The 12,388-nt window shown below is 75.8% G+C and carries 2 protein-coding genes; both read right to left on the reverse strand.

Annotated elements, in window-relative coordinates:
• A partial coding sequence (locus tag ACIBEC_RS46875) for a type I polyketide synthase (protein WP_360509963.1) occupies nucleotides 1–1,809 on the reverse strand: 1,809 nt, incomplete at its 3' end.
• Nucleotides 1,810–1,825: 16 nt separating this feature from the next.
• A complete protein-coding gene (locus tag ACIBEC_RS46880; protein WP_396290821.1) occupies nucleotides 1,826–12,343 on the reverse strand; it encodes an SDR family NAD(P)-dependent oxidoreductase in 10,518 nt (3,505 codons plus the stop codon).
• Between the last annotated feature and the right edge of the window lie 45 nt (nucleotides 12,344–12,388).

Here is a 12,388-nt window from a genome sequence, read left to right on the forward strand (position 1 = left end):
CTCGCACTCCGCCATCCGCCCCGCGAACACAGCCGACCCGGCCAGCAGCTCCGCGGCCATCCCCACCCACTGCGAACCCTGACCCGGGAACACCAGCGCCACCCGACCGGACGACACACCGTCGCCCCGCACCAGGCCCGGCACCGAGCGGCCCTCCGCCAGCGCCTTCACGCCGTCGAGCAGTCGGTCCGGGTCGGTGCCCACCACCACGGCGCGCCGTTCGAAGGCGGTCCGCGTGAGGGCGAGGGCGCGGCCGGTGTCGGCGGCCCGCAGGGGTGCGGGACCGGCGCTCAGGTGTGCCAGCAGCCGGGCCGCCTGGTCGCGCAACGCCTCGTCGGTACGCCCCGACAGCACCCAGGGCAGCGGGTACGCATCGCCGTCGGCCGCAGTGTCGGCCGCAGTGTCGGCCGCCGGTCCGGCTTCCTCCGCCGGGGCCTGTTCCAGGATCAGATGGGCGTTGGTGCCGCTGACGCCGAAGGCGGACACCCCGGCCCGGCGCGGGCGTCCCGTGTCGTCCCAGACGCGGGCCTCGGAGAGGATTTCCACGGCTCCCGACGACCAGTCCACCATGGGCGTCGGCCGGTCCGCGTGCAGAGTCCTGGGCAGTTCGCCGTGCTCGATCGCCAGCACCATCTTGATGACGCCGCCCACTCCGGCCGCCGCCGAGGTGTGGCCGATGTTCGACTTCAACGAGCCCAGCCACAAAGGCCGTTCGGCGGGCCGCCGCTGACCGTACGTGGCCAGCAGCGCCTGCGCCTCGATGGGGTCGCCGAGGGTGGTGCCGGTGCCGTGCGCCTCCACCACGTCCACTTCGGACGCCGACAGGCCCGCGTCCGCGAGCGCCGCCCGGATCACCCGCTGCTGTGCCGGGCCGCTGGGCGCCGTCAGGCCGTTGCTCGCACCGTCCTGGTTCGTGGCCGAACCCCGGATGACGGCCAGCACCGGGTGCCCGTTGCGCCGCGCGTCCGACAGCCGTTCCAGCAGCAGGACGCCGGCGCCCTCGGACCAACCGGTTCCGTCCGCGTCGGCCCCGAACGCCTTGCAGCGGCCGTCGGCCGACAGTGCCCGCTGGCGGCTGAACGCCACGAACGCGTCAGGGGTCGCCATCACCGACACCCCGCCGGCCAGGGCCAGCGTGCAGTCGCCGGCCCGCAGGGCCCGGATCGCCAGGTGCAGGGCGACCAGAGAAGAGGAGCAGGCCGTGTCCACGGTCACCGCGGGCCCTTCCAGTCCCAGGGTGTAGGCGATCCGGCCGGAGACCACACTGCTCGCGGTCCCGGTGTCCAACAGGCCCTGGACCTCGGGGAGGTGGCGCGAACCCGCGCCGTAGCCGTTGCCGATCGCCCCGAGGAAGACACCCGTGCCGGTGCGCCGCAGCGTGCGGGGGTCGATCGTGGCCCGCTCGACCGCCTCCCAGGCTGTCTCCAGTGCCAGCCGCTGCTGGGGGTCCATGGCCAGGGCCTCGCGCGGCGAGATGCCGAAGAACTCCGCGTCGAACTCGGCGGCGTCGTGGAGGAAGCCGCCGTGCCGGGTGTAGGAGGTACCGGGCCGCTCGGGGTCCGGGTCGTAGAGGCCCTCCAGGTCCCAGCCGCGGTTGACCGGCCAGGCGGAGACCGCGTCGGCGCCCCGGGAGACCAGGTCCCACAGCAGTTCCGGCGTGTCGGTGCCGCCGGGATAGCGGCAGGCCATGGAGACGATGGCGATCGGTTCGTGGCGGGCCTGCTCGGCCTCGCGCAGCTGCCTCCGGGTGTCACCGAGGTCTGCGGTGGCGCGCCTGAGGTAGTCGAGCAGCTTCTTGTCGTCGGACATCAGTGCCAGCTCTCTTTCAGGCGTTTCCGAAGTCGTTGTCGAGCAGGGCGAACAGCTCGTCCGCTGTCGCCGTTTCCATCGCGGTGGCGGTGTCGTCCACCGGTCCCGGCGGTGGTGCCTCGCCGCCCGGTGCGCCGGCGCGCCGGCCCCAGCCGTGCAGCAGTTCGTTCAGTCGTTCGCCGACCCCGTCGGTGTCGGCCGCTCCGGGCGGGACGGCCGCGAGGAGCGCGGCCAGCCGGTCCAGCTCGGCCAGCAGCGGCGAGGGCGGTTCGGGCGCGGCGGACAGCTCCGCGTCCAGGTGGGCGGCGAGCGCCTCTGGCGTCGGGTGGTCGAAGACGACCGTCGGCGGGACGGCCAGCCCGGTGGCCTCGCACAGCGCGTTCCTGAACCGCACCGCGAGCATCGAGTCGAAGCCGATCTCGGAGAAGGCGCGTTCCGGGCGCACCGGACCGGTTCCGGAATGGCCGAGGACCGCGGCCGCGTGCCGGACGACCAGGTCGAGCACCGCTTGGCGGCGTGCCTGCCGGTCCAGCGGGGCCAGCCGGGCGGCCAGTCGCACGGCGGGGGTGCCGTCCTCGTCGCCCGCGGTCTGCGGAGTGTCCTCGGCCGGCACTGCGGTGGTGGCCGCGGTGGTGGCCGCGGCGGCCGTCCGGCCCGGTGTGGGCAGCCAGTACCGGTCGCGCTGGAAGGGGTACGTCGGCAGCAGGACGGGTGCCGGGCCGCCCGGCCCGGGGGCCCCCGTCCAGGGCGACCAGTCCACCGGGCCGCCACCGGCCGCCCACGCCTCGGTCAGTGAGGCCAGCAGCCGGTCCCGGCCGCCGTCGCCGCGCCGCAGCGTGCCGACCGCCGACACCTCCCGCCCGGCCGCCGCGGCCACCGTCTCGATCCCGGCGAGCAGCACCGGATGCGGGCTGACCTCGACGAGCAGGGTGTGGCCCGCGTCGAGCAGGGCGCGGGTCGCTCCGACGAAGTCGACCGGCTCGCGCAGGTTGCGGTACCAGTAGGCGGCGTCGAGCGATTCTCCGGCGACGGGTTCGCCGGTCACCGTCGAGTAGAGCGGGACGGCCGAGGCGCGGGGGCGTATCCCGGCGAAGGCTTCGCGCAGTTCGTCCTCGATCTCGGCGACCTGGGCCGAGTGGGCCGCGTAGTCCACCGGGATCGCCTTGGCCCGTACACCTTCCCGGTCGCAGGCCGCGAGCAGGGCGGCCAGCTCCTCGGGCTCCCCGGCGACGACCACGGCGTCGGGGCCGTTCACCGCGGCCACGCAGAGGCGTCCGCTGGCGGGCATCAGGCTCGTGGTCCGCTCGGCGGAGGCGGCGACCGACACCATGCCGCCGCGTCCCGCCAGCCTCAGCAGCGCCCGGCTGCGCCGCGCCACCACGAGGGCCGCGTCGTCGAGCGACAGCGCTCCGGCGACGTGGGCGGCGGCGATCTCGCCCTGGCTGTGTCCGACGACCGCGTCCGGGGTGACCCCGGTGTCGCGCCAGTGCGCGGCCAGCGCGACCATCACGGCGAAGAGCGCCGGCTGGACGACGTCCACGCGGTCGAGCGTCGGCGCGCCGGGCGCGCCGGGCGCGCCGCGCAGCACCTCGGTCAGGGACCAGTCGGTGTGCGGGGCGAGCGCCCGTTCGCAGGCGGCGATGGCGGCGGCGAACGGCGCGGAGGCGTCGAGCGCCGCCGCGGCCATGCCGGCCCACTGCGAGCCCTGGCCGGGGAAGACGAAAACCGTACGGCCGCCGCGCGCCCGGTCCCGCACGGCGTCGGGCGCGGGTTCGCCCGCCGCGAGGGCGTCCAGCCGGCCGAGGAGCGCGTCGCGGTCGCGGCCGACGACTGCTGCCCGGAAGGGCAGGGCGGGGCGGGTGGTGGCGAGCGCACGGGCCGGGGCGGCGGCGCCCCCGTCGGGGCCGGCCCGCAGGTGCTCGCCCAGTCGGCGCGCCTGTCGGCGCAGGGCCGCGGGGGTCATGGCGGAGAGCAGCCACGGAACGGTGGTCCCGGTGTCCTCGGAGGGTTCGCCGTCCGTGCCGTCGGGCCTCGGGCCGGCGTCGGCGGCGGGTGCTTCCTCCAGGACGGCATGGGCGTTGGTGCCGCTCATGCCGAACGCGGAGACGCCGGCCCGGCGCGGCCGGTTCCCGTCCGGGGCGTCCCAGGGGCGGGCGTCCGCGAGCAGCCGGACCGCGCCGGCCGACCAGTCCACCCGGCTGGACGCCTCCTGTGCGTGCAGGGTGCCGGGGAGCACGCCGTTGCGCAGTGCGAGCACCGTCTTGATGACCCCGGCGACCCCGGCGGCGGCCTGGGTGTGCCCGATGTTGGACTTCAGCGATCCCAGCCACAGCGGACGCCCGGCGGGCCGGTCCTGGCCGTAGGTGGCCAGCAGGGCCTGCGCCTCGATGGGGTCGCCGAGCACGGTGCCGGTGCCGTGCCCCTCGACCAGGTCGATATCGGCGCCGGACAGTCCTGCCGCGGCCAGCGCGGTCCTGATCACCCGCTGCTGCGCGGGGCCGCTCGGAGCGGTGAGGCCGTTGCTGGCACCGTCCTGGTTCACCGCGGTGCCCCGTACGAGGGCGAGGACCGGATGTCCGAGGCGGCGCGCGTCGGAGAGGCGTTCCACGAGCAGGACGCCCACCCCTTCGCCCCAGCCCGTGCCGTTCGCCCCTTCGGCGAAGGAGCGGCAGCGGCCGTCGGGCGACAGGCCCTGCTGACGGCTGAACTCGACGAAGACGTCCGGGCTCGCCATCACCGCGGCGCCGCCGACCAGGGCGAACGAGCAGTCGCCGGCGCGCAGTGCCTGGCCGGCCAGGTGCAGTGCCACCAGCGAGGACGAGCAGGCCGTCTCCACGGTCACGGCGGGGCCGCCGAGTCCGAGGGTGTAGGCGACGCGGCCGGAGGCGACGCTGGTGACCGTGCCGCTGAGGAGGTGCCCCTCGATCTCGTCGGACGGGTTCTGCGGGCCGGTGCCGTAGCCCTGGGCGGCGACGCCGACGTAGACGCCGCCCTCGCTGCCGCGGACCGACGCGGGGTCGAGTCCGGCCCGCTCCAGTGCCTCCCAGCTGGTTTCGAGGAGCAGTCGCTGCTGCGGGTCCATGGCCAGTGCTTCGCGCGGGGAGATGCCGAAGAACTCCGCGTCGAACTCGGCCGCGCCGTCCAGGAATCCGCCCCCGGTGGTGTAGAAGGTGCCCGGGTGCAGGGGGTCCGGGTCGTAGAGGGTGTCCAGCGGCCAGCCGCGGTCGGCGGGCAGCGCGGCGACCGCGTCCACTCCGTCGGCCACCAGCTGCCACAGGTCCTCGGGCGAGCGGACGCCGCCCGGGAACCGGCAGGCCATCGAGACGATCGCCAGGGGTTCGTCGGCCGCCGCGGGCCCGGCCGCGCCGCCGGCGGCGGCCGCGGAGTCCGTCGCGGCCGTGCCGGTCGTGCCGTCGGCGTCCGGTCCGGTGCCGCTCAACTCGGCGAAGAGGTGGGCGGCGAGGGCGGCTGCCGTCGGGTGGTCGAAGACGGTGGTGAACGCGAGCGGCAGAGCGGTGGCCGCGACCAGCCGGTTGCGGAGTTCGACGGCGGTGAGCGAGTCGAAGCCCAGCTCGCGGAACGGGCGGTCGGCGATGAGGCCGGCGGCCGACTCGTGGCCCAGCACGGCGGCCGCTTCGCTCCGCACCAGTTCCGTCAGCAGTTTGCGGCCCTCGGGCTCGGACAGTCGGTGCAGCCGGTGCAGCCACGACGGGTCGCCGCCCGTGCCGGGTCCGGACCCGGCGGAGGTGTCCGGGTCCGCGGGGTCGCCGTCCGCCGCCCGGGGCTCCGGGGCGGCCGACAGGCCGCGCAGCAGCGCACTGTCCCTGACCGAGCCGAAGGTCGGCGCGAAGCGGCTCCAGTCCAGCTCGGCGACGACCGGTTCGCCCTCGTCCAGGGTCAGCGCCAGGCCGAGCGAGGAGAGCGCCGCTGCCGGGGCCATCGGCACCAGCCCGTGACGGCGCAGGCCGTCGCCGACCGCGCCCTCGGCCATGCCCGCTCCGGCCCAGGGGCCCCAGGCCACCGAGGTCGCCGTCAGGCCCCGGCCGCGCCTCGCCGCGGCGAGGCCGTCCAGGTAGGCGTTGGCTGCCGCGTAGGCGCCCTGGCCGCCGCTGCCCCAGGTGCCCGAGATCGAGGAGAACAGCACGAAGGCGTCCAGCGGGCGGTCTTCGAACAGGGCGTCGAGGTGGGCCGCGCCGCACGTCTTGGCCGCCGTCCGCCGGGCCAGTTCCTCCGGCGTGCAGTCCATCAGCGCGGTGTCCGAGGTGAGTCCGGCGGTGTGCACCACGGCCCGTACGGTGTCGCCCTCGTCGCGCAGCCGCCCCAGGACCCGCTCCAGCGCGGTGCGGTCGGCGACGTCGCAGGCCAGCAGGGTGCTCCGGGCGCCGAGCGCCGCCAGGGCGTCGACCAGCGCGTCGGCTCCGGGGGCCTCGGGGCCCCGCCGGCCGAGGAGGACGAGGTGTTCCGCGCCGCGCTCCGCGAGCCAGCGCGCCACCTGGGCGCCGAGGCCTCCGGTGCCGCCGGTGACGAGGACCGTGCCGCGCGGCGTCCACGGTGCGGGCGCGGGTGTCGCGGGCTCCGGCGCGGGGACGAGTCGACGGCCCAACGGTGCCGGCGCGCGTACGGCCACCTGGTCCTCGCCGTCCCGTCCGGCCAGCACCGCGCACAGCCCGTCCAGCGCGGGCCCGTCCAGCAGGTCCGGCAGGTCGACCAGGCCGCCCCAGCGCAGCGGGTGCTCCAGTGCCGCCACCCGGCCCAGGCCCCACACCTGGGCCTGCTCGGGGCGGACCTCCTCCGTGCCGTCGGCTGCCACCGCGCCGCGGGTGGCGCACCACAGGGGTGCGTCGATGCCGCTGTCGCCCAGGGCCTGGAGCAGCAGCAGGGTCCCGGTCAGGCAGGCGTCGAGCATCGGCAGGCCAGGGCGGGGGCCCTGGGCCAGGGCCAGCAGCGACAGGACGCCCTCCAAGGAGCCGAACTCCGCAAGTAGCGAGGCCAGTTCGGCGCGTTCGGCGGCGGCCCCGACCCGGATCACGGCCACGTCGGCGCCGTGTCCGGCGAGCGCCTGTTCGCAGGCGAGTGCGGTGTCCTCGGCACCGGGTCCGTCCGGGGTGACGAGCAGCCAGCGGCCGGAGAGGCGGGGCTCCGCGGGCGCGGTGAGCGGCTCCCATGCGATGCGGTAGCGGCGGGGGCCGACGGGGACCTCGGTCTCCCGGCGGGAGCGCCGGGCGGCGGGGGCCGGGTCCGGCGCGGCCACCGGCCAGAAGCGCCTGCGCTGGAAGGCGTAGGTGGGCAGGTCGACCCGCCGCACGTCGGTGCCGCTCCAGCCCGCCGACCAGTCCACCGCCACGCCGCGCAGGTGCAGCGAGGCGAGTGCGGTGCGGACCGCGTCCGGCTCCCCGCGGCCGTCGCGCAGCAGCGGCACCGTCCCGGGGCCGCCGGGGCCGCCGGGGGTGGGCGTGGCGTCGGGGAGGCAGGCGTGAAGCATGCCGGACAGCACGCCGCCCGGTCCGAGTTCGAGGTACGTCGTCGCGCCCTCGGCCCGCAGCCGGCGGGCCCCTTCCAGGAAACGCACGGTGCCCCGGACGTGGCGCACCCAGTGCTCGGGGGAACGGAGTTCCGCGGCCGTGGCCGTGCGCCCGGTCAGGTTGGAGACGATCTCGATGCCGGGCGCGTGGTAGGTCAGCGACTCGGCCACGTCCCGGAACGCGTCGAGCATCCCGTCCATCCGGGCGGAGTGGAACGCGTGGCTCACGCTCAGCCGGCGGGTGCGCCGTCCGCGGGAGCGGAACGCCCCGGCCAGGCGTAGCACCGCGTCCGCGTCACCGGACAGGACCACGGAGGTGGGCCCGTTGACGGCGGCGATGTCCACCGCGTCCCGGCCCGGGTCCCGGTCCGCTTCCGTCTCCGGGAGGAGGTGCCCGGTGCGGTCGTCCAGCAGGGCCTGGTGTACTTCCTCCTCGGTGGCCTCCACCGCCACCATCGCCCCGCCCTCGGGCAGTTCGTCCATGAGCCGGCCCCGGGCCGTTACCAGCGCGCAGGCATCGGGCAGGTCCAGCACGCCCGCCGCGTGGGCGGCGGCGAGTTCGCCGACGGAGTGCCCCATCAGCAGGTCGGGCCGCACACCCCAGTGCTGCACGAGCCGGAACAGCGCCGTCTCCAGGGCGAACAACGCGGGCTGGGTGTACCGGGTGCGGTCGAGCAGCGCCGCACCGGGGGTTCCGGGCTCGGCGAACAGGATGTCGCGCAGGGGCAGGTCGAGGTGCGGGTCCAGGCCGGTCAGCACCTCGTCGAGGGCGTCGGCGAACACCGGGTCGTCGCGGTAGAGCTCCGCGCCGGCTCCGGGCCGCTGGCTGCCCTGTCCCGGGAAGAGGAAGGCGGTCCGGCCGGAGCGTATGGCGCCTCCGGTGAGCAGGTTGCCCGCTGCTGTGCCGCGCGCGAGTGCGGTGAGCGAGCGTCGGACGGATACCCGGTCCCGTCCCAGGACGGCGGCCCGGTGTTCGAGCGGGGCTCGTCCCGTGGCCAGCGAGTAGGCGACGTCCGCCAGTTCGGCGTCCGGGTCGGCATCGAGCCGGCTCAGCAGCCGGCCGGCCTGTGCCCGCAGGGCCTCCGCTGCGCCGGCCGAGAGCAGCAGCGGCACGGGTGGGGCGGCACGGCGCGCGGTGGCCGTCGTGGCGGTGTCCGGGGCGGGCACGGCCGAGGTGTCGGTCCGCTCCGGGGCGGGCGCGACCGCGACGGCCGGTGCCTGCTCGATGATCGCGTGCACGTTGGTGCCGCTGATGCCGAACGACGACACGCCTGCCCGGCGTGGGTTCCCGGTCTCCGGCCACGGGGTGTGCGCGGTGAGCAGGCGGATGGCACCGTCGGACCAGTCGACGTGCGGGTTCGGCGTCCCGGCGTGCAGGGTTCCCGGCAGTTCGCCGTGGCGGATGGCCAGCACCATCTTCATCACTCCGGCCACCCCGGCCGCCGCCTGGGTGTGCCCGATGTTCGACTTCACGGAGCCGAGCCACAGCGGCCGGTCCGCCGGGCGCGCCGGCCCGTGGACGGCCTGGAGCGCCTGCGCTTCGATGGGGTCGCCGAGCCTCGTGCCGGTGCCGTGGGCCTCGATCGCGTCGATCTGGTCGGCGCGCAGCGCGGCGTCGGCCAGCGCGGCGCGGATGACCTGCTGCTGGGACGGGCCGTTGGGGGCGGTGAGCCCGTTGCTGGCGCCGTCCTGGTTCACGGCGGTGCCGCTGACCAGCGCGAGTACGGGGTGGCCGTGGCGCAGGGCGTCGCTGTGGCGCTCCAGCAGCAGCACTCCGGCGCCCTCGCCCCAGCCCGTGCCGTCCGCGTCCGCCGAGAACGCCTTGCACCGTCCGTCGGCGGCGAGCCCGCGCTGACGGCTGAACTCCACGAAGAGCCGCGGGGTGCTCATCACCGTCACCCCGCCCGCGAGGGCCTGCTCGCAGTCGCCGCGCCGCAGTGCCTGCACGGCCAGGTGGAGCGCCACCAGCGACGAGGAGCACGCGGTGTCGACGGTGAGCGAGGGTCCCTGGAGGCCGAGGACGTAGGACAGCCGCCCGGACAGCACGCTGGCCGTGTTCCCGGTCAGCAGATGGCCCTCGGACACGCCCTCGGCGCCCTGCAGCAGCGCGGAGTAGTCCTGGCCGTTGGTACCGATGTAGACGCCGACCTGCCGGTCCTTCAGCGCGGTCGGGTCCTGCCCGGAGCCCTCGACCGCCTCCCAGGCGGTCTCCAGGAGCAGCCGCTGCTGCGGGTCCATGGCCAGTGCCTCGCGCGGCGAGATGCCGAAGAACTCCGCGTCGAACTCGGGGGCGTCGTGCAGGAAGCCGCCCTGCCTGCTGTACGTGGTGCCGGCGTGGTCGGGGTCGGGGTCGTACAGCCCCTCGGTGTCCCAGCCCCGGTTCGACGGCCAGTCGCCGACGGCGTCGGTGCCATTCGAGAGCAGGTGCCAGAAGTCCTCGGGCCCTGCGACCCCGCCGGGGAAGCGGCAGCCCATGCCGACGATCGCGATCGGCTCGTTGCCGCCGGGTGCCGCCGCCCGGCTCGCCCCGGCATCGACGGAGCCGGCGGGCCCGGCGGTGCCGCTCGCGGCGTCCGGCAGGTCCAGGTCCGCGAGCAGCCGGTCGGCCAGTGCCGACGGTGTGGGATGGTCGAACAGGACGGTGGCGGGCAGCGCCAGTGCGGTGACGGCGGCGAGCCGGTTGCGCAGCTCCACCGCCGTCAGCGAGTCGAAGCCGAGCGCGGAGAACGCCTTTCCGGGCTGGACCGTGTCGACGTCGGGGTGGCGCAGGACCGTCGCCGCGTGGGTGCGTACCAGTTCGGTGAGGGTCCTGACCCGGTCCTCGTGGCGCGGCAGTACGGCGATCTGCTGCCGCAGGGCGTCGGCGGAGTCGCCGCCTTCCCGGGCCGCCGACGGTGCGGTGGTGTCCTGGACGGGCCTCGCGGCAGCCGGGTCCGGTATCCCGTGGAGGAGGGCGGCGGTCCACCGGCCCCTGCCCGTGGCGAAGCGCCTCCAGTCGACATCGGCGACCACGACCAGTTCGTCGTCCTCCGCGAGTGCCCGGCCGATCGCGGTGACGGCCGTTTCGGGCTCCATCACCGGCATGCCGAAGTCCCGCAGCCGTGCGGCGACCTCGTCCGCCAGCATGCCCGGCCCGGCCCAGGCGCCCCAGGCCACGGACGTGCCGGGCAGCCCGGCGGCCCGGCGGGCGGCGACGAGTGCGTCGACGGCCGCGTTGGCGGCCGCGTAGTTGCCCTGCCCGGCGTTGCCCACGACGCCCATCACCGACGAGAACACCACGAAGGCCGACAGGTCGAGACCCGCGGTGGCCTCGTGCAGGTTCCGTGCGGCGGTCAGCTTGGCGCGCAGCACCACGGCGAGCCGCGCGGGGTCCAGCGCGTCGAGCACACCGTCGTCGAGGACGCCCGCCGCGTGGATGACGGCGGACAGCGGGTATCGCGCCGGGATGTCGGCGAGCAGCGCCGCCAGTGCGGCCGGGTCTGCGACGTCGCAGGCCGCGAAGGCTGTTTCGGCGCCCAGCGCCGTCAGTTCCTCCCGCAGCGCGTCCGTACCGGGTGCGTCGGCACCGCGACGGCTGACCAGCAGCAGCCGCTCCGCGCCCTGGCCCGCGAGCCAGCGCGCCGTGTGCGAGCCGACGCCACCGGTGCCACCGGTGACGAGGACCGTGCCCTGCCATCGCGGTCGCGTCCGCACCCGGACGGCCGCGTCGTCCGCGCCACCCGTACGGGCCTTCGGCTGCGCGGACGACGCGGGCCGGAGACGGCGTCCGTGGACCCCGGTGGAGCGCACCGCCACCTGTTCCTCATCGGCCATGGCTCCCGCGAGCACCGCGCACAAGCGGCGGGCGGCCCGTACGTCCAGGACCTCGGGCAGGTCGATCAGACCGCCCCGGCGATGCGGGTGCTCCAGTGCCAGCGTCCGGCCCAGGGCGGCGGACGCGGCCTGGCCGACGTGTCCGGGCCGTTCCGCACCGCCCAGGACCGCCGTTCCCTTCGTCAGCGTCCAGAGCCGGGCGTGGATACCCGCGTCCTCCAGCGCCTGGGCCAGGGCGAGGGTCAGCGCCGGACCACCGGGCAGGTCGGGGTGTTCGGGATGGGGGCGCTCCTCCCAGGACAGCAGGGACAGCACGCCGGCGATCGGCTGCTCCCCGGCGGTCTTCGTGAGCAGAGCGGCCATTTGTTCGCGGGTCGCGCCCGGATCGGCGACGACGCACGGGAGGAGGTCGGCTCCGGCCTCGCCGAGAGTGCCCAGGACGGCCGCCGCGTCGTCGCCCTCGGGACGCAGGGCGAGCCAGCGACCGGGGAGGCCGTCCGCCGGCGCGACCGACAGGGGTGCCCAGGCAACGTGGTAGCGCCAGGATCCCGCCCTCCGTTCACGGCTCCTGGCGGAGCGCCAGGTCGCCAGGGCGGGCAGGACTTCGTCCAGGGCTTCACGGTCGACCCCGAGGGTTTCGGCGAGTTGGGCGGGGTCCTGTAGTTCCAGGTCGTCCCAGCGGTCTTCGGCGGGGGCGGCCGGGACGGCGGCCGGGGCCGTCAGCCAGTAGCGCCGCCGCTGGAAGGCGTACGTCGGCAGGTCCACCCGCCGGCCCGCCGGGAACACACCCGACCAGTCCACCTCCAGTCCGCACTCCCACCCGCGGCCCACCGCACGCAGTACCTGAGCCAGGCCACCTTCCTCACGCCGCAACGTCCCCAGCACCGCGGCGTCCACACCAGCGGCCTCCACCGACTCCCCCACCGCCACGCCCAACACCGGGTGCGGGCCGGCCTCGATGAAGACGCGGTGCCCGGCCGCGAGGAGCCCGCAGGTCGTCTGCTCGAACTCGACGGTCTCCCGCAGATTGCGGTACCAGTACTCCGCGTCCAGGGCCTTCGTGTCCAACAGGCCACCCGTCACGCTCGAATAGAACGGCACGGCACCGGAACGAGGCACGATGCCGGCCAGATCGGACAGCAACCGCTCACGGATCTCCTCCACGTGCGCGGAATGCGACGCGTAGTCGACCTCGATCACACGCGCCCGCACCCCCTCACCCATCAGCCCGTCGACCAGTGCCGT

This window comes from Kitasatospora sp. NPDC051164 (assembly GCF_044455625.1).
In the GTDB taxonomy this organism is placed as follows: domain Bacteria; phylum Actinomycetota; class Actinomycetes; order Streptomycetales; family Streptomycetaceae; genus Kitasatospora.